This is a genomic window from Musicola keenii, from assembly GCF_014855505.1.
Lineage (GTDB): Bacteria > Pseudomonadota > Gammaproteobacteria > Enterobacterales > Enterobacteriaceae > Musicola > Musicola paradisiaca.
On sequence record NZ_JAAWVW010000009.1, the window covers coordinates 1 to 19,317 of the forward strand.

The window sequence follows — 19,317 nt, forward strand, 5'->3', positions numbered from 1 at the left end:
CCCCTTAACACCGCCTGCCCCGCTATCAATAAGAATATTTTTCCCCTTCCGACGAACCAGAAAGGTATTAATATGAACTGCGTTGAGTTCATTCACTTTCGCCTTGCGTTGAATGGTTTCGCATTCGTCCTCATCAACATTTGAAAGCATTCCGAATCCGACTTGCAAATATCCATCGCTAATTGCTGTAACCTCTATATCGCCGAGATCTCTGGTTGGAAAATCGGTATTCATTATTTGTTCCTTAGTTCTTGGCATAAATATGATTTGCTTCAAAAGAGAAACAGCGAATTCGCGCCGTGACGCCTGTCTTCTTCTTAATTAATAAATCAACCTGGTGCATAAACTCATTCAATACGGACGTGGTTCGGAAAATTTCCTGCCTGAGCCTTGCTTCGAAATAGACTGGCGTGCCAAAACCTATCTCTGCGGTGAGGTAGCTGATGTGAATATTATTTTCTTTCGCGTTCAATATCTCTTTGGCGAGACGGGCTAAAGCAGTTGAAAATTCCGCAAAAGAATCTGCATCTAACCGATGGCTTGCAGACGTATAGAGCGTAATGCTGGGCATCTTATATTGACTCCCTCCGATGGGTATTGAAGCTTATGCCGCTCTGGCAGTTGCTAATCTGATGCTTTTAATGACATCCGGATTCACCACCGAGCCTGTTTCAGGAACTCCCTGGCGAAGTTGGTCAATCAATTCGATACCACGAGTGACTTTCCCAAAAGCCGTATAATTTTGGTCTAAATAACCGGCTCTGGCGGAAGTGATAAAAAACTGATGGCTGGCGCTGTGTGGATGTCGAGACCGGGCCATGCCGACGGTACCACGCTCAAAAGGCAGGCTATTAAATTCGGCGGCCAGCGGCGGTAAGCGCCTGTAATCCAACCCCGTCTCTTTTATCGGATCCCCCGTTTGCGCCATAAAACCTGAGATGACCCGGCTAAACGGCATGCCATCGTAAAATTTGGCCTGCACCAGCGATGTTATGCGTTCAACATGGCTTGGCGCCAAATCGGGAAATAAGCTGATGGTCACGGATCCGCTCTCCAGTTCCATCTCGAGGAGATCATGCTGGCTCATTAACCCTTTAAACACGGCTGGAAGCATTACCGCCCCTGCGCACAGGCTCAGGCTTCCGCCAATAAACAACCGACGATTCATATGATTTACTCCGATAGCACATCAGACTTTTTATCATCTGCCATGCCAAATTTGCCCATTAACCCCTTTCAACGACTGTCTTTCTGCTGCGGATTTTTACCGTGTGTTCTTTTTCTCAATGAACGAGATGATTTCATCAGTGAGTGCGTCGGGTTGCTCAAAATTCGGTAAATGAGCAGCGCCGGGTATGTTATGCAACTCTGCATTTCGCTTTTCAGCCAGACGTTGCGCGTAGTCCAGGGGCGTCAGTTGATCCTCACTCCCTCTCACAACCACAGCCCTTACTCCCGGAATCTTCATGTCGGTAAGATCGGTATCGGCGATGGCATACGAGCACCCCGCAAAGGCTTCAACCGTTGTCCGGCGCAGCATCTGCTTCATACCGTCTGCGTAAGGAGAGTCGATAAATTTCGGTGTCACCCATTTGCTCAAAATCCCCATTTCGAGATGTTCAACACCATGGTGAAAAACATCTTCAGCTCGGGCTCGCCAGAGCGACGGCGGAGCAGCATTCACCAGTGCAGTATCGACAATAATCATTCCCTGCACTCGTTTGGGGAGCTTGAAGCCAAGCCATTGCGCTATTGTTCCGCCGATTGACACCCCGGCAACGTAGAATTCGTTGATGTGAAGATGATCCAGCGCCGCCACGACATCATCGGCTAAATCTGACATTGAAAATGGCAGAGCGTCGACCGCGCTTAACCCATGCCCACGGATGTCCAGACGAACAACACGATAACGCTCAGTCAAACGCGGCATTTGCAAATCCCAAAGGTGCAAATCTGTCCCCAGCGAATGGAGAAGCACCAGAGGTGTCGCATTTTCACGCCCCTGCACATCGACGTGCTGCGTTAATTTACCCGGCCGAATAAACATTTATACTCCCTATTCTTATTTTGGCTTCTATCTCGTCGATTTCACATGTCGTACTCCATGAACCGACAATCTTAATTGCTGATAAACCCGATAATTTCTGCCAAACCATTGACAGGAGATATCTATATTTGAAATATCTAAAATGGTCTTATTCCATACAATGGAAAGAAGCGTTCGTATTTTTGATATTCAATCTTGCTGGCGTTACTATTATTAAAACAATTCAAAGCCCCCCTCTACCGAATAATTTCGATGTGGCTATCGAATTTATTGATGCGGAGCCGTGCCGTAATCAATGCACTCACAATAATGTAATGACTTTCGCTGCTATACCCTAAATAATTCGGGTTGCAGGAAGAGCGTATATCGTTGATTATTTTATTTATTCGTATTCAATGAACGAGCAATAGAAACAACATACACCAGGAGGAGGATTAGCATGCCCCGAAAAATCACGTTAATTACCGGAGGGTCTCGCGGTATAGGGCGCGCCACCGCGCTTTGTCTGGCGGAGAAAGGGCATCATGTCTGTATTACTTACCGAACAAGAAAGGATAGCGCGGTAGACGTTATCAATGAGATCAAAAAACAAGGTGGGCACGCGACTGCTTTTCACGTCGATATATCATCAGAAGAACAAATTACCGATTTGTTCCAGCAGATAGACCAGAATATCGGCAGAGTTTCCGGGCTGGTTAATAATGCTGGCATCATTCAGCCTCAATCGACATTTGATCAATTAAGCTATGAACGTTTGCATACCCTATTCGCAACCAATGTTATTGGCAGCTTTCTCTGTGCCAGAGAAGCCATTAAGCGTATGTCATTCCAATATGGTGGCCACGGTGGAGGTATTGTAAATGTGTCATCTGCCGCATCACGATTAGGATCTCCATTTGAATATGTTGACTATGCCGCCTCAAAAGGCGCGATGGATACCATGACGATTGGGTTGTCCCTGGAAGTGGCCGCTCAGGGGATTAGAGTCAATGCAGTTCGGCCTGGATTCATTTATACGGAAATGCACGCAGCGGGTGGAGAACCCGGTCGGGTAGACAGGGTAAAAGATAATTTACCGATGAAACGGGGTGGGCACCCTGACGAAGTCGCTCAGGCGATCGCCTGGCTGTTATCGGATGAATCGTCCTACGTCACTGGAAATTTTATCGATTTAGCCGGGGGTAAATGAAAACTCAAGGTATTAGCGCCACACATCGCTAACAGGAAGTTAGCCTCCGGGCACGCCATGTACGTCCCCGGAAGCGACGCTAAACAGCCTTATTCTTCGTCAAAGAACCAGTAACCCTGATTAATCAACCCGGTCAGCTCCGCAATAAACGCCGGGTTACGCAGCGCGTCGCCCAACTCGTGCTGGCCGAGCGTGGTGTAGCGGCACAAGGCATCCGCCGCATCCGGCTCACACGTCTCCCAGCGTTCGCTATTCACAAAAAAGCTGTCGCCGATATGCAGCACCCGCAGCCCGCTCAGACGGGTAAGCGCTTCGCCGGACATCAACACATCGGCCACTTCATCCGGGGCATAAGGGGGCTGAGCCGGCGCAATATCCAGCTCGTGACGCGGCGTCGTGGCGAAGCGGCCGAACCACTGTGTAAAGTCCTCCGGTTGATTAATCACATCGATCATCATCCCACGCAGGCGCTCAAGCTCATACGCCTCAACCCGCCCAGGATGCGCGCGACAGGTTAAATCAGGATCGCTGTAATGTTCGCCGCCAAGGTCATTTTCCAGCGCATAGTCGGCAAAACTGCTGATTAAATCCCTGCCGTTAGGCCCACGGAAGCCCACAGAATAGTTGAGCGCAGTTTGGTGAGTGATGCCGTCGTGCGGGAAACCCGGCGGAATATATAAAATATCGCCCGGTTGCAGATCCGCATCGATGATCGGCGTGAACGGGTCGACATGCAGCAGCGCCGGATGCGGGCAGAACTGCCGCATCGGCAATTTATCGCCGACGCGCCAGCGACGGCTGCCCATGCCCTGAATGATAAACACATCGTACTGATCGATATGCGGCCCAACGCCCCCACCCGGTACCGAGAACGAAATCATCAGGTCATCCAGACGCCAGTCCGGCAGTACACGAAAAGGGCGCACCAGTTCCGCCGACGGCGCATGCCAATGGTTGACCGCCTGCGCCAGCAAAGACCAATGGGTCTCGCCCAGGTCATCAAAGTGTTCAAACGGCCCGTTGCTGGCTTGCCACTGGCCATTGATATGGCTGACCAGACGGCTGTCGACTTCCACCTCCATCGCCAGCCCCGCCAGTTCATCCGGCGTAATCGGATCGACAAAGTTCGGAAAGGCATTTTTTAATACAACCGGTTGTTTCTGCCAGTATTTTTCCAGAAACTCAGGCCAGTTAAGATTCAGTTGATAAGCCATGCTGCACACCCGTGAGAAAAAACAGGCCCGATTATAAAAGGATGAATAATCGGGCCGCTTTGTCATTGGTCAAGGCATAGTGCTTAGCCAGTAAAAATGCCAGTCTGGCAGGCAGCAACAAGATGCGCGGTTAACCGCTAATCACCGCAAAACGGCACGACGCCCGGCACAGTGAAACACTAACGAACCGCATTGCCGACGCCATTCACGCCAGACTGCCGCCGTTGCTCTTGATGACCTGCTGATACCAAAAGAAACTCTGCTTCCGGCGGCGTTCCAGCGTTCCCTGCCCGTCATCGTCGCGATCGACGTAAATGAACCCGTAGCGCTTCGACATCTGCGCCGTCCCGGCGCTGACCAGATCGATCGGCCCCCAACTGGTGTACCCCAACAGCTCGACGCCGTCGGCGATCGCCTCCCGCACCTGAATCAGATGTTCCTTCAGATACTGGATACGGTAATCGTCATGAATACTGCCGTCGGCTTGCGGCACATCTTTCGCACCCAGGCCGTTTTCAACGATAAACAGCGGTTTCTGGTAGCGATCGTGTAATTCGTTCAGCAAGTAACGCAGCCCTTCCGGGTCAATCTGCCAACCCCATTCGGAACTGGCGAGATGCGGGTTAGGGATCATCTTCATGATATTGCCCTGCGAGGTGGGATATTTCTCCGGTTCCGCCGTCGCGCACCCGCTCATGTAGTAACTGAAGGAAATGAAATCGACAGTTTCCCGCAGGTCGACGCTATCCTGTTCCGTCATCTGCAGATGGATATCGTTTTCCCGGAAATAGCGCTGTATCCAGTTCGGGTAGGTGCCCCGTGCCTGCACATCGCCGAAAAACAGCCATTCACGGTTGACGCGTTGGGCCTTCAACACATCCGCCGGCTTACAGGTGATGGGGTAGCGCACGCCGCCCAACAGCATATTGCCGATTTTCGCATCGGGAATTAGCTCGTGGCAGGCTTTCACCGCCCGTGCGCTGGCCACCAACTGATGATGGATCGCCTGATAAATCGCCTGCTTGGTTCGCTCGCCCCGCAGCCCGACACCGGTAAAGGGCGCGTGCAACGCCATATTGATCTCATTGAAGGTCAGCCAGTATTTCACCTTGTCGCGATAGCGGGAAAACACCGTACGCGCATAGCGCTCAAAACAGGCGATCGTCTCGCGGCCGCCCCAGCCGTCATACTTCTCGACCAACCCGTACGGCATCTCGTAATGCGACAGCGTGATCAACGGCTGGATGCCGTGACGAATCATTTCATCGAATAGCCGATCGTAAAACCGCAGCCCGGCTTCGTTCGGCTCCGCCTCATCACCATTAGGGTAGATGCGCGTCCAGGCGATCGACGTGCGCAGCACCTTGAACCCCATTTCGGCGAAGAGTTGGATATCCTCGGGATAGCGATGATAAAAATCGATGGCGACGTCCTTGATACCAGCGGGCCGATCCGCTCGCCCCGCCGCCTTACCGTGTATCCCATGCGGTTGCAGGTCGGACGTCGAAACGCCTTTACCCGCTTCGTCCCAGGCGCCTTCCACCTGGTTTGCCGCCAGGGAACCGCCCCATAGAAACCCGTCCGGAAATGTTTTTTGCATCGAGATTCTCCTCATCATGACGCTCGCCATCGACACAACAGGTGCGTTGTCGATTACTGGCGGTTGACATCTTTCCTCGGCGACACACCTCGCCGTCGCATAACCCGAAAACCTGTCGCTTCGCCATACGGTCGTTGCAAAACCGGCCAGACGGGAAACCCGATGCGCAGCCGGTGCGACGTTCACATTCGATACCGTGCGGACGATAGCACCTGAAAACCTGGCCGCGCACCGGTGTATCGCGGTACGACCAACGGCCTCAACGCCCCCGCAGACGATTGATATGAATAGTCAGAAACATGATTTCGTCCGTGGTCAGCGGACACTGATAGTGTTTTTCAACATAGTCATTCACCTTGATCGCGCTGGCATAGGCTTTGGGCATCAACTCCCTGATGCCCTGATAGATGCTGTCGTCCGCATAAGTGACCGTATTTCGGTTGAGCAAACGCAGCGCAAAAAACTTCAAATGCGTCACAAAGCGCTGATAATCCAGCGATGATTCGTCATAGGTGATACGCAGGTCATATTTGAGGATGGTCAGCACATCCTTGATGATGACGGCGCTCTGCATAGTGCTTTGCATGTCGCTGTTATTTTTGGCATTGGCCAAATGCAGCGCGATAAATCCGGCCTCATCTTCCGGCAAAGCGATCGCCAACCGTTGTTCGATCAGCGCCAGCGCTTCCATGCCGACGGAAAATTCGGGCGCGTAGAAACGCTTGATGTCCCAGAGCAGGAAATTCCTGATTTCCAATCCGTTTTTATGCCTCTGGATGGCGAAATTAATATGATCGCTGAGCGACAGGAACAACGTATCCTGCACGGTGATGGACAACCGCTGCTGCGCCAGCGTAATAATCTGCTGGACGACGGCCAGATACAGCGGCGGGATCTCGGCCAGCAGCCGGGAAAATACCTCGGTCAATCCTTCCGATTTTTTGACGAACTGGCTCTCTATCTGGCTGGCGTCAACGCGATCGCCCGGTTTTTTCCCAAAACCTATTCCCCGGCCGATCGCGACGATCTCCTCTTCATTTTCATTGAGAAGCAGGACTGCGTTATTGCTGAGCACTTTTTCCACTTTCATCACAGTCATCTCGCCAGTAAGCGACGTTACCCTTTAGGATAACGCGATAATGGTTTCGCCGACCTTCGGCTGCGGCGCCATGGGGTAGTCAACGGCGCGATAATCGTCGGCATTGATAACGATGACCGGCGTGGTGGCGTCATAACCGGCAGCCTTTATCGCCGCGAGATCGAACTCCAACAACAACTGCCCCCGGCTGACCCATTCACCTTGCGCCACCTTCATCTGATAATGGCGACCCTCCAACTGCACGGTGTCAATGCCGACGTGGATCAGCACTTCGGCGCCGGAACGGGAACGCAGCCCAATCGCATGTCCGCTGGCATAGACATTCACCACCTGACCTTCCACCGGTGAATACACGCAGCCTTCCTGCGGCCGGATCGCAACCCCCGGCCCAACGATGCCGGAGGAAAACACCTTGTCATCCACCGCGCTCAACGGAATGATTTCCCCCTGAATCGGCAAGCCCAGATTCTCGGCCACCGCGGCGCGCTTGCGCGCCGGCGCCGGCTGCACCGCCATCACGGGCTTGCCCGCCGTCTCCGTCGCGGGTTTGCTGTCTTCAAACCCCACCAGCAGCGTTAACACCAGGCTGACTCCAAACGCGATGGCGCACCCCAATACGAAACCGATAAACCCATCGCCGTAGAAAATCGGCAGCGTCAGCAGGCTCGGCATGCCCATCGAAATCGCCGAACTCTTCGCATACCCGACCACCCCGCCGCCAATCGCCGCCGCAATCACGGCGCAAATAAACGGCTTTTTCAATTTCAGCGTGACGCCGTAGACCCCCGGCTCGGTGATGCCGAACAACGACGCCACGAAGGTACTTCCCGCCAACGCCCGCAGTTTGGTATCCCGGGTTCGCAGCATCACCGCCAGCAACGCGCCGGACTGGGCAAACACCGACGGGCTGGACGATGCCTTAAGGAAACTGCGGCCCATCACCGACAGATCGTTGATAAACACACTGACAAACCCCCAGTGCACGCCGAAAATCACCAAAATCTGCCAGGCCGCAGCAATCAGCGCGCTGGCCAGAATCGGGTTAAATTCATAAATGGTGACGAATACCGAGGCAACCAGCTTACTGGCGCTGATGCCTATCGGCCCGATCGTCATCAGTGTCAGCGGCACCATAACCACCAGCAAAATGCACGGCGTCAGAATATTGCGCACGCTTTCATGGATCCGTCGGTTGAGAAAGCGCTCGGCGTGGGACATCACCCACACGGCAAGAATGATCGGCAGCACCGACGAGGTGTATTTCATCATCACCACCGGCATGCCGAGGAATGTCACCGCACGGCCGGCGTCGAACAACCCTTGGATGGTCGGGTAGACCAGTGCGCCGGCGATCGAAACCGCGACGAAAATATTGGTGTCAAATTTGCGTGCCGAGGTGATGGCCAGCAACATCGGCAAAAAATAGAACAGGCTGTCGGAAGCCGCATGCAGAATGACGAAGGTGCTGTCCTTGCCGCTGAGCCACCCCAGCGCCAGCACGATAGCCAATACCCCTTTCAGCACCCCGGCTGCCGCCATCGCGCCTAACAACGGCGTAAAAATCGAGGACACCAAGTCGACCAATTTGCCCAGCACGGAAGCGTTGCCGGTTGACGTCCCCGCCGTGTTGCGGTCGCCGGGGCTATCATTCAACAGGCCGGAAATTGCGCCGAACGCCCGATACACCTCGGGAACGCGATTGCCGATCACCACCTGGAACTGCCCGGCGCTGTTGACGGTGGTCACTACCCCGTCAAGCGCTTCGATCTCACTCACATCCGTTGCGCTGATAGCGCTACGCAACGTAAACCGCAGGCGCGTGGCGCAATGCACCAGCGTGGCGACGTTGTCCTCGCCGCCCACCAACCTCAGTAGGTCTCGGGCAAGAGATTGAGTATTCATGGTTATCCCCTTGTTCACCATTGATGCTCGGTTTTTTCGTCCTTGCATGAAAAAGCCAAAAAAAAACCTGATTCCCGTCATGCTGAGAACAACATGACGGGAATCAGGTTTCGCTCAGGTTGCCCTGATGACGTCCTTTAGCGGCTGTTATAGCGATTCACCGTGCCCGACTCAAGCGCCAGCGCTGCAATCTGTGATGAGTATCATCCTCGCCAGTCGGCCTCCCCGCTGGGGAAACGGCAGTCACCGCCGGAGCTTGCTGCTGATTGCCGCGCCATTCCTCGGGTTTAAAACGCACATTGCCACAGGCCGTGCTGACTGCAATAGCAAAACGCGCTGAAGCCGCGTTTGCAATTAAACTTGCAGCGGCTGCCCTTACACACTGGACGATCGCAGTACACATAAGCGTCATCATCCGCCAGTGAAAACGTCGCCCCGGGCTTACCGCCCGGTTTAAGGAATTTCAGTTGCCCGCCCTGAAACGTATAGAGATAAATCCACTCCAGATGATGTTCCACCGCCATCGGGTGCAGCGGTTCGCCCACGGTCACGCTGAGCACGTTGGCGTCGAAACCGCCGGAAACCTTCATGTGCGGCTGGTGCAGGGCGGCCAGCGGAGAATCCGCATCCTGTAGCGCCAGCGCCGTCATCGGCGCGCCGCAACAAGAGAAGGACGCACATGATAATGGCGATGTCGGTTGCACCGCGATCACCAACCGATGGCAGTGATCGCAGCGGTAAAACGCCGGCGCAGGGGTGTTGAAGGCGGGTTTGGTACTGTTGCGGATCCGGGTACTGCGCCGGGCAGAGACAGATTCCTCGCTCCCCTTACGCTGAGAGACCTCTGTCATTGCTATCCCTCGTACTGCTTCAGGATCTGACGGGCGGCGATATACACCATGATTTCATCGGTACCGCCACCGATACGGTTCACCCGCACATCGCGCCAAAAGCGGGAGATGCGGCTGTCATTGGTATAACCGAGCCCACCCAGGATCTGCATCGCATCATCGACGACTTCGCAGGCGGACTGGGCGCAGTAAAGCTTACACATCGGTGCCGACTGCCGCATCGGCAGCCCCTGGTCACACTCCCAGGCCACACGGTAGACAAAGTTTTTCATGTTCTGGATTTTGATCGCCATCTGGGTCAGCTTGAGTTGCGTCATCTGGAACTGGCCGATGGTTTTATCGAACTGAACACGCTGATTGGCATAGCGGGCGGCGTCTTCAAACGCGCATTCCGCCACCCCCAGCGAATGGGCGGCGATCACCAGCCGTTCGATATCAAAGTTTTCCATCATGTGGATGAAGCCCCAGCCCTCGCGGCCGACCATGTCCTCTTCCGACACCTCGACATTGTCGAGAAACACTTCGCAGTTGCTGATCATATGCCAGCCGACCTTGTGCAAATCATTGCGCTTGACGCCGGGGGAATTCGGGTCGAGCCACCACAGGGTAAAACAGCGTTTGGGATCTTCCGGTTCCGGATTGCGCGCCAGCACCAGCATATAGGGCAAATCTTTGGCACCGGTGATAAAGGTTTTCTGCCCGTTGAGGTACACCTTACCGTTTTTGCGGGTGTAGGTGGTGGCGATGCGGTTATTGTCTGAACCGGCCTGCGGTTCGGTGAACGCCAGTGAATAGGCCGGCACGCCGGTCAGCCCGGCCTCCGCCGTCATAGCCAGTTGCCGGGCATTACCGAAACGCTGCATGTTATGGATGCACTGCCCTTCGGTCATGATATAGGCCGGCGCGCCCATGCGGGCGATCTCCGCCAGTACCAGCATCTGCGTCGTCATATCCGCCGGTACGCCGCCCAACTCTTCGGGAATACCCAATAACCCGATGCCGCTGTCAGCCAGCGCCGTAAAGAATTCGCGGGGGAACCGGTGTTGTTCGTCGCATGTTTTGAAATAGGATTCAGGAAAGTCACGGCTGATCAGTTCCCGAATGCTGGCGAGCAGTAACTCCTGCTCTTCACTTAACGCAAAATCCATGATGCCTCCCGTTATTGGCTGGCGCACAGGGCATGATTATTTCCCGGCACACGTCGAATCTGTCGATAAACAGCATTAAAAAACAAATGAATTAAATACGCTTATTTTCAGGGCCAAGAATAAAACAGAAAGCATGAATACAGGATAGACGTTTTTGATAATCAATAGGACAAAACGAACACGGAAATTATTTCAACTTATAGGAGAAACACAAAAAACACGTTATGAAAAATACACCACGCATGTTTATTTTATGCAAATTTTCCCGACGAATTAAAAATTTGAGCTCGCTCCCAAAAAATAATCACCACACACAAAAACAAGACCAGCACCATAATTCAACCAATTGATTTTAAAATAAAAATAAATAAATGTTCGATTTATCCAGCGTTATGAGCCAAATGTCAATGGTTTGAATTTCCGCGCCGTACTTATACTTCCCTCAACCAAATAGAGGTAATAAACCATGAAAAAGTGATGCCACCTCATCATTTAACGTGTTATTCACATCCGTGAAATACGAATTAAAAGAAAGGGAAATCAATACTGTCGCCCCGCCCTAAATTCGAAATATTACGGGTCAGTGGTTTATTGCTCCTGTACTTATCGTTAATTGATAATACGTAGAGGCAAGCATATGGCAATATTATCAGAACGCGCGTTGGCAGAGCTGAAGGAAAAAGTCCGCCGGGTCACTGAAAATGATCTGGAGGAATTACAGCTGGAAGTGGAAAGGACGAATGTATTTCCGGATGCCTATTACGATGTCTGCCGCAAGAATGATTTATTCCGGTTGGCTATCCCGGAAGAATTTGGCGGCATGGGGCTTAATTGCGAACAATTTTTTTCCGTCATGGAGGAGTTCTGCCGCGGCCCAGGTGGCATGCGTATGAACCTGCACCACGCCAACGGGTTGAACTGGCGTATCCTCTACGATCATGGCGCCCAGGATCTGCGGGCCAAATGGCTGCCGAAGCTGGCCAATAAGGACGCCTACATCAACTTTGCCCTGACCGAAGCCGGGTGCGGATCCGGCGCGGATATCCGCACCACCGCAGTACGCAAGGGTGATAAATACATCCTGAACGGTTCCAAGACGCTGATTTCCCACACCGATATCTCCGATGCGTCCTATGTCATCGCCGTTACCGACGAGAACAAACGCAAGAAAGGCGGTCTGACGGCGTTCTTTGTGGAAACCAATACGCCGGGCTACTACATCGACCCGATGCCGCACATGATGGGTTGCCGCGGCGCCGGTCACGCCTACCTACGGTTTGAAAACTGCGAAGTCCCGGCTCACAACATCATGGGCAAAGAAGGCGACGGGCTGGATATCTTCATGAACGCGCTGGCTCACTCCCGCGCCATGATTGCCGTCACCTGTTTGGGCATGTCCCAGCGCTTCCTGGAACTGGCCATCGCCCGCGCCAAGGATCGCGTCACCTTCGGCAAACCGCTGACCGCGCGTCAGGCCATTCAGCAGACGCTGGCGGATATGGGCACCCAGGTGCACGCGCTGCGCGTCATGCTGCAAGACTGCGCCCGTAAGTTCGACCGCGGCGAAGACATCGAAATGGTCTCGGCCATGTGTAAATTGCACGGCATCGATACGGTACGCACCGTCTCTGACGGCTGTTTGGAAATCTTCGGCGGTATCGGTTACTTCGAAGACAACCCCTACGGCCCGGTAGAACGCATGTACCGCGACGCCCGCGCATTGTGGTTCGAAGAAGGGCCGCGCACCGTGCAGCGTCTGACCATCGCTCGCCCGCTGATTGAAAGCAAGGGCGTCATCAAATAACGCACCCATTGGCCCCGGCAAACCTGTCGGGGCCATGTTGTGGTGCCCAATGACGCGCGTAATGCCGTCCACCTGAACGGGCTGGCGGGACATCTCGGGTAAACGACGCCTGCGGGGACGACGCTTCCCCCTGCGGTCATCCGTCCCCCCCGTCCTCCCCCTCTCGCTTCAGGTCAAATGTCTTCATCTTCGTGGTCGCCATCGGCGGCCATTCCTGATTTCACGCGGGAGTCATCATGAGCACATCAATAGGAAACCGACGCTGGGGTATCGTCGTTCTGCTGATTATCGACTATTTCGTCATGTTCGTAGCCCGAAGCGGTATGTCCATGTGCGGTCCAGCGCTGATGCAAGAATATGGCTGGAGCGCCACCCAATTCGGCTGGGTCTCCACCGCCTTCTTTATCGGCTACGCCATCACCATGCTGCCGGCCGGCATGCTCGCCGACCGTTTCGGCGGCGGCATCGTACTGATGACCGGCACGCTGTGGTGGGCCATCTTCACCTTTCTGACACCGCTCGGCACTACGTTGGGCACCATGATGGCGCTGCGTATTTTGGTCGGCATCGGGCAAGGTTTGCTGGTGCCGGCCAACTTTTCGTTGCTGTCGAACTGGGTCACTCGCAACGAATCCGGCAAGGGTACCGGGTTGTTGCAAATAGGTTGTCCAGCCGGCATCGCCGCCGCCATGGTGATCGCCGCCTGGATTATTCAAACCTGGGGATGGCAACATGTGTTCTATCTGCTGGCCGCGCCGGGTCTCGTCTGGTGCCTGCTGTGGTGGCGCATGGGCAGCAATCGCCCGCAGCAAGACCGACATATCAGCCCGACGGAACGGGCCTACATCGAAGCCGGTCAAAAACCTGACGCACATACCGCCGACGATGAGGAGCATCCCATCACCCGTCGCGATATTCTCTCCACCCCGTCGGTTTGGTGCTGTTCGTTGTGCTACTTCTGCACTAACTATCTGTTTTTCCTGTTTATGACCTGGTTGCCCACCTACTTCGCCATGGGACGCGGCATCAACCTGAAACAGAGCGCTATTCTGTCGATGCTGCCGTATCTGGTCGCCATCCTCGCCTATCCGCTGGGCGGCGTGGTGACGGACGGCGCGGTTCGCCGGCTGGGGCAGAGCGCGGGCCGCAAGCTGACCCCGATGGTCGGGCTGCTGCTGGCCGGCATATTTCTGATCCTCGGCACCCGCGCCAACAGCCTGTGGAATGCTGCGGCGCTGATCTCGGCCTCCAACTTTTTCCTGTGTTTCACCATGGGTGCGCACTTCTCGATTCCGATGGTGTTTTCTCGCCGCAATACCGGGATGCTAGTCGGGCTCAACGGCGTATTCGGCACTACGGCGGGTATTCTCGCGCCGGTTTTCTCCGGTCTGATCATCGACCTGACCGGGCAGTATGAATACGCCCTGTATCTGGGTGCGACGCTGGCCATCATCGGTGCATTGTTTATGTGGATGGCGCGGATCCAACCGATCACCCGCAAAGATGCACAGCACCGATCGCTGCATCACGCTGGGTAATGACGACACCGGTGCGACTGCGCGGATTTTCGCCATTCGCACCGGTGAAGAAAATCGAATAAGTGCATAATTATCAATGGTTCGACAATAAGGGAATCACCATGAATACCACCATTCCTGCCTATGCGCTCTATGGCGAACAGTCTGAACTAAGCTGGGAAAACTTCTTTAATGTGGAACATTTGTCTTTTCGCTCCCGGTCGCTGAACTGGAAGGTGTCGCCCCATGTGCACGAATCCCTGCTGCAAGTGTTGTTCATCCAGCAAGGGGACGTGGATGTGTTGTTGAATTACACCCGTTTCAAGGCACATGCCCCGTGTCTGATTCTGATCCCCGCCCAAACGGTACACGGGCTGGAATACACGCCGGATTCGGAAGGACTGACCATCACTGCCTCCCAGAAACCGCTGGAATCGACCATCGCGCTGCTGGCGCCGAATGTCATGAAACTGGTCGATACCCCGTGCATCATTTCACTGGCGCAAACACCGGATGATTGCGAGGTGGTGCAGGGCTACTATCAGGCCATGGTGCGCGAACTGCGTATCCCCAACATCAACCAGTTCGCCATGGGCATGTCGCTGTTGACCTCGCTGTTTTTGCACCTTGCCCGCATCAGCGGTCAGGTGGTGGAACCGCAGGAATACGAGATCTGTTCGCGCAAGACAGCGCAAATCAACAAGTTTCTGCAATTGGTCGATCAGCGTTTCCGCCAGCGTCTGTCGGTTAACGACTACGCCTGCAAAATGGGCATGTCGCCGGGCCACCTGTCGCGGTTGTGCCGGGAAGCACTCGGCATGTCGAGCCTGGATGTGATCAATATGCGGGTAATTCAGGAAGCGCAACGCGATCTGGTGTATACCGCCAAAACCATCAAACAGCTGGCGGCTTCGCTCGGCTTCAACGACGAGGCCTATTTCACCCGCTTCTTTCACAAGCACGCCGGCGTTAGCCCCACCCAGTTTCGCGAGCTGGCGGTCAAACAGATCGTGTTATCAGAAAATGTGCCCAACGCGACGCCGGCCCACAACGCCAAAGGCCGCGTTGACGAAGAAGAAGAGGAAGACACTCGGCAGTTAACGTTCGCCTGAAGGCATTCCCTGCAACCGCCTGACTCAGACGAGCAGGCACACTAAAAAACCCCCGGCGCGTCATAACGCCGGGGGTTTTTATTGTCAGCGTTAAACCAACTCCTCGGGAGGTGGTGATTGTTCCTGTGAGGCTCTAGCCTGAAGAAAGCCCATGCGTAAATGTTTCATCTTACACTTTGATGATTCAGAGAGACTGTGAGGTTTTTTCCTCGGTAATGCATTCGAGAAGAAGGCTAAAGAGTGGCGAATAAAGATGTTGGCCCCCTTTCAGGGGGCTACATCAAAGCCGCCTTCTTTGAAGGCGGCTTTTTACTAGACATGCAGTGAGGTGTCGGAAATCGCCGTCGGCTCTTCCGCCAAACCGAGGCGCTGGGCGATATCCTGCCGCAGCAGGTACTTTTTGATTTTCCCCGACGCAGTGCGCGGCAGATGATCAATCACCACCAGATGCTCGGGGTACTTGTATTTGGCGACACGCTTGCGGCAGAAAAACGCAATCACTTCCTCCAGCGTCAGTATGGCGCAGGACTCTTGCAACACCACATAAGCACAGGTGCGTTCCCCCAGACGTTCATCCGGCATGGCGACGACGCCGGCATCGCGCACCCGCGGATGCTGCATCAGAATCTCTTCCACTTCACGGCTGCTGATGTTCTCGCCGCCGCGCACGATGATGTCCTTCTTGCGGCCGGTGATCTTGATGTACCCCGCTTCGTCCATCCGGCACAGATCACCGCTGTAATACCAGCCGTCTTCATCCAGCGCACGCGCCGTCAATTCCGGCTCGTCCAGATACCCCATAAACACCTGCGGGCCGCGAGAGGCTTCCTCGCCTTCTTCGCCGCAGGGCACCGTCTGGTGCTGCTTGTCGACCACCCGGATTTCCACCCCGGCGACGGCGGTGCCGTCGGTGTTGACCACGCGAGACAGCGGATCATCCAGCTTAACCACCGCATGAGGCGAGCTTTCCGTCGCGCCATACACGCTCAGCAGTTTGATGCCGGCTTGCAGGCAATCGCGGGTGATTTTTTTCGGAATGGTGGTGCCGCCGCACAAGAAAAAGCGCAGCGACGACAGGTCGTAGGGGTGTTGCTGTACGGTGCACAGCAAATCGTAAACGAACGGCGTCGCCCCCAGCACACAGGTGCAGTGTTCCCGTTCCAGCAGTGTGAGGCAGTGCGTCGGGTTGAAGATATCCAGCAACACGCTGCGCCCTCCGATGAGAAACGGCAGGGTGACGCCATGCAGAAAACCGGTGGCGTGCGCCAGCGGCGCCGGCATCAGGATGGTGTCCATCCAGTTGAGATTCAGGGTGGAAGCGTAAGCACGCTCGCTGGCGAGAATATTGTTGTGGGTCAGCATCACCCCCTTCGGCACCCCTTCCGTACCGGAAGTGAACAGTACCGCGGCCAACTCGTCACCGTTGACGCTGACCGGTTGCGCCAACGGCGGATAGTCCTGCAACAGTTGGCTGAGCGCCGGCGTCGAGGTCGCGGGGGCCAGTTTGTCCACTGCCACCAGGTGTTGCAGGTGCGGCAGTTGATCCCGCAATGGCGTGACCAGCTCCAGCGGGTTGGTGTTTTTGAAACGGGTCGGCACGAACAACACCCGCGCCTGACTTTTGTTGAGGGTCCAGATCAGTTCGGTTTCCCGGTAGGCCGGCAGCAGCGGAACCGACACCGCGCCGACTTTCAGACAAGCCAGATAAATCAGCGTGAATTCGCTCCAACCGGGAAGCTGAAACGCTACCCGATCGCCCGGCTTAATGCCGCACGCCAACAGATAGGACGCCAGGCTACCGGCAGCACTGTCCAGTTCAGCGTAGGTATAGGCGGTTCCCTGATTGTCGATTACCGCGGTCTTGTCGGGCGCGGCCTTCGCTGCCTGGTGCCAGTAGTCGCCAAGCGACGCATCTCCCCAATAACCCATCCGCCGGTACAAAGCCCGGCGTTCGGCGTTAAATTTGATTGTGACAGTCATTATGTTGTCTCTGTTATACACAGCAGAACTCTCGCGGGATGCGTTGCTCCTCTACCGGTTATCGGGGGAAACACAAGGGGAGAGGCCTCCCCCTGCGAGCGTCCCGCGCATACCGGTGGGTGGTAACACAGCGCACGATACCCTGTCGTTCCATCATCACTTGCCGACACATCGAACCGTCTCAACCGGCGGGAACATCGCTGTCGGCCTCTGTCCATTCCCACCGCCGGCGCCGATGGCCCCGGCAGGTCACATCAATCAACCAAAGCGGAACTCAATACCGAACGTGCCCTGGGGGTACTCCCATTTTTCCAGGATCGTATCGCCGCACAGGATCCGGCAAGTGCCGCACTCCAGGCAGCCGGCGTAATCAAAGTGGATATTGCCTTCGCTATCCTGCTTGTAGAGCCCGGCCGGGCAAGCCTTCACCAGTTTGTTAAACTGATCTTGCGCCGGTTTATCCACCAGCACGATATGCGGATTCCCTTCATCCACATGGAACTTGTTGATGCCCAGTTTGACGTCAACATTGACGCTATTTTCGTTGCTCATAGCGCTGTCGCCCCCTTGATGCCATCTTTCAACAGGTTCATCAGCCCTACCTTTTTAGCGCGGCCCATGATTTTCGAACCCATGGACTTGCTGGGGCTGCCATCAATCACAAACAAGTCGCTCATGATGCCGGCGACCATCTGCGGATACTGAGTAAACATGCGCGGGTTTTCCATCATTGCCGGCAGCTTGCGGTAACGCTGCATGTCCTGCAGCACAAAGCTCTGCTCCAGTTTTTTCCGGTACCCGGCCAGCCCGGCGGCGGAAAAGTCCTGCGTGCTCTTCGCTTCGATAGCGGTCTGCGCGGCGGCTTCTGCCGAGGCGATGGCCAAATCCATACCACGGACGGTAAAGCCCATGTTGAGACACAATCCGGCCGCGTCCCCAACAATCATCACGCCGTCGCTCGCCAGCTGCGGCACCATCTCCAGCCCGCCTTCCGGCACGACGTGCGCGGAATATTCTTGTAATGTGCCGCCCTGAATCAGCGGACGGATAGTCGGGTGCTGTTTAAAGTCTTCCAGCATCTGCGGCACGCTCTTGGTGGCGTGCTCGATATCGCCCAGACCACAAACCAGCCCCAATGAAATCGTATCCCGGTTGGTGTAAAGGAATCCGCCGCCCATCAGGCCGTTTGACGGCGATCCGGCGAACAGCCAGGCCGCGCCTTCACCGGCAGCAAGATTAAAACGATCTTCGATCACGGAGGACGGCAGCGCGATCAGCTCTTTCACGCCGACGGCGTAATGATGCGGCGATGATTTCTGTACCATGCCGATAGATCGGCCCAACAGCGAATTAACGCCTTCGGCCAGAATCACGATGTTGGCTTCCAATACGTCGTCGCCCGCCTGCACGCCGACCACCCGGTTGCCCTCGCGCACCAGTGAATCGACACGAACGCCGGGAATAAACTGCGCACCGGCTTCTTCCGCTTTTTCCATCAGCCACGGGTCGAACAGATTACGCAATACGGTGTAGGAGGCTTTCGACGCGATATCCGGCTGCTCGCTGTGGTAATCCATCGTGACGGCGCTGTCTTCGGTGAGAAAAGAGATCTTCTCCCGGGTCACTTTGCGCTCGACCGGTGCTTCTTGCGCAAAGCCCGGTATGATTTTTTCCAGGCTGTGCGCGTACAGACGCCCGCCGGTCATATTCTTGCTGCCCGCCGTGTTGCCGCGCTCAACCACCAACACATCCAACCCGGCTTTCGCCATCACATATCCGGCGACGCAACCGGCAACGCCGGCGCCGACCACGATGGCATCAAATTTTTCTTCCGACATTGCTTCGGCTCCCTTA

Annotated in this window: 16 protein-coding genes and 1 pseudogene; 4 read left to right on the forward strand and 13 right to left on the reverse strand. The window is 55.1% G+C overall.

Annotation, left to right across the window (positions count from 1 at the left end; genetic code table 11):
• The 4 genes and pseudogenes from HEP82_RS11300 to HEP82_RS11315 form a co-directional block, all read right to left on the reverse strand.
• Positions 1 to 234 (reverse strand): annotated as a pseudogene (locus HEP82_RS11300) (MBL fold metallo-hydrolase); the annotation flags it as partial.
• A 10-nt stretch (positions 235 to 244) separates the two neighbouring features.
• On the reverse strand, positions 245 to 571 hold the full coding sequence (locus HEP82_RS11305) for a hypothetical protein (protein ID WP_192458173.1): 327 nt from the start codon (positions 569 to 571) through the stop codon (positions 245 to 247).
• 33 nt (positions 572 to 604) lie between these two features.
• Positions 605 to 1,168, reverse strand: a complete 564-nt coding sequence (locus HEP82_RS11310; protein WP_192458174.1) for a peptidylprolyl isomerase — start codon at positions 1,166 to 1,168, stop codon at positions 605 to 607.
• A gap of 96 nt (positions 1,169 to 1,264) precedes the next feature.
• On the reverse strand, positions 1,265 to 2,047 hold the full coding sequence (locus HEP82_RS11315; RefSeq protein ID WP_192458175.1) for an alpha/beta fold hydrolase: 783 nt from the start codon (positions 2,045 to 2,047) through the stop codon (positions 1,265 to 1,267).
• Positions 2,048 to 2,486: 439 nt separating this feature from the next.
• Between HEP82_RS11315 and HEP82_RS11320 the strand changes: the two genes are divergently transcribed.
• Positions 2,487 to 3,236 (forward strand): SDR family oxidoreductase, encoded by a 750-nt coding sequence (locus HEP82_RS11320; RefSeq protein WP_192458176.1) that lies wholly within the window; start codon positions 2,487 to 2,489, stop codon positions 3,234 to 3,236.
• Positions 3,237 to 3,325: 89 nt separating this feature from the next.
• Here HEP82_RS11320 and HEP82_RS11325 read toward each other — a convergent pair whose 3' ends face one another.
• From HEP82_RS11325 to HEP82_RS11350, 6 genes are all read right to left on the reverse strand, one after another.
• Positions 3,326 to 4,450 carry a ribosomal protein uL16 3-hydroxylase gene (locus HEP82_RS11325; protein WP_192458177.1) on the reverse strand — a complete coding sequence of 375 codons (1,125 nt, stop codon included), beginning with the start codon at positions 4,448 to 4,450 and terminating at the stop codon, positions 3,326 to 3,328.
• A gap of 205 nt (positions 4,451 to 4,655) precedes the next feature.
• Positions 4,656 to 6,050, reverse strand: a complete 1,395-nt coding sequence (locus HEP82_RS11330) for a glycoside hydrolase family 1 protein (RefSeq protein ID WP_192458178.1) — start codon at positions 6,048 to 6,050, stop codon at positions 4,656 to 4,658.
• A gap of 259 nt (positions 6,051 to 6,309) precedes the next feature.
• Positions 6,310 to 7,140, reverse strand: a complete 831-nt coding sequence (licT, locus tag HEP82_RS11335; protein ID WP_192458179.1) for a BglG family transcription antiterminator LicT — start codon at positions 7,138 to 7,140, stop codon at positions 6,310 to 6,312.
• A 33-nt stretch (positions 7,141 to 7,173) separates the two neighbouring features.
• Positions 7,174 to 9,051 carry a beta-glucoside-specific PTS transporter subunit IIABC gene (locus tag HEP82_RS11340; protein ID WP_192458180.1) on the reverse strand — a complete coding sequence of 626 codons (1,878 nt, stop codon included), beginning with the start codon at positions 9,049 to 9,051 and terminating at the stop codon, positions 7,174 to 7,176.
• A 287-nt stretch (positions 9,052 to 9,338) separates the two neighbouring features.
• Positions 9,339 to 9,902, reverse strand: a complete 564-nt coding sequence (locus HEP82_RS11345) for a desulfoferrodoxin family protein (protein WP_192458181.1) — start codon at positions 9,900 to 9,902, stop codon at positions 9,339 to 9,341.
• A gap of 2 nt (positions 9,903 to 9,904) precedes the next feature.
• Positions 9,905 to 11,050 (reverse strand): acyl-CoA dehydrogenase, encoded by a 1,146-nt coding sequence (locus HEP82_RS11350; protein ID WP_192458182.1) that lies wholly within the window; start codon positions 11,048 to 11,050, stop codon positions 9,905 to 9,907.
• Between the two features lie 637 nt (positions 11,051 to 11,687).
• On the opposite strand from HEP82_RS11350, the gene HEP82_RS11355 reads away from it, so the two are divergent.
• The 3 genes from HEP82_RS11355 to HEP82_RS11365 all read left to right on the forward strand — a co-directional run bounded on the left by HEP82_RS11355 (position 11,688) and on the right by HEP82_RS11365 (position 15,483).
• Positions 11,688 to 12,854 (forward strand): acyl-CoA dehydrogenase family protein, encoded by a 1,167-nt coding sequence (locus HEP82_RS11355; RefSeq protein WP_012765021.1) that lies wholly within the window; start codon positions 11,688 to 11,690, stop codon positions 12,852 to 12,854.
• A 236-nt stretch (positions 12,855 to 13,090) separates the two neighbouring features.
• Entirely contained in the window at positions 13,091 to 14,392 is a 1,302-nt protein-coding gene (locus tag HEP82_RS11360; protein ID WP_192458183.1) for an MFS transporter, read from the forward strand.
• Positions 14,393 to 14,493: 101 nt separating this feature from the next.
• Positions 14,494 to 15,483: a helix-turn-helix domain-containing protein gene (locus HEP82_RS11365; protein ID WP_192458184.1), complete on the forward strand. Its 990-nt coding sequence runs from the start codon at positions 14,494 to 14,496 to the stop codon at positions 15,481 to 15,483.
• A gap of 312 nt (positions 15,484 to 15,795) precedes the next feature.
• Here the strand turns inward: HEP82_RS11365 and fadK are convergent, their stop codons facing one another.
• From fadK to HEP82_RS11380, 3 genes are all read right to left on the reverse strand, one after another.
• Positions 15,796 to 17,463 carry a medium-chain fatty-acid--CoA ligase gene (fadK, locus tag HEP82_RS11370; RefSeq protein WP_192458185.1) on the reverse strand — a complete coding sequence of 556 codons (1,668 nt, stop codon included), beginning with the start codon at positions 17,461 to 17,463 and terminating at the stop codon, positions 15,796 to 15,798.
• A gap of 258 nt (positions 17,464 to 17,721) precedes the next feature.
• Positions 17,722 to 18,015: a 4Fe-4S dicluster domain-containing protein gene (locus tag HEP82_RS11375; RefSeq protein ID WP_192458186.1), complete on the reverse strand. Its 294-nt coding sequence runs from the start codon at positions 18,013 to 18,015 to the stop codon at positions 17,722 to 17,724.
• Complete coding sequence (locus HEP82_RS11380) at positions 18,012 to 19,301, reverse strand: FAD-dependent oxidoreductase (protein WP_192458187.1); 1,290 nt, start codon at positions 19,299 to 19,301, stop codon at positions 18,012 to 18,014. The genes HEP82_RS11375 and HEP82_RS11380 overlap by 4 nt, the downstream gene beginning before the upstream one ends.
• Positions 19,302 to 19,317 lie beyond the last annotated feature (16 nt).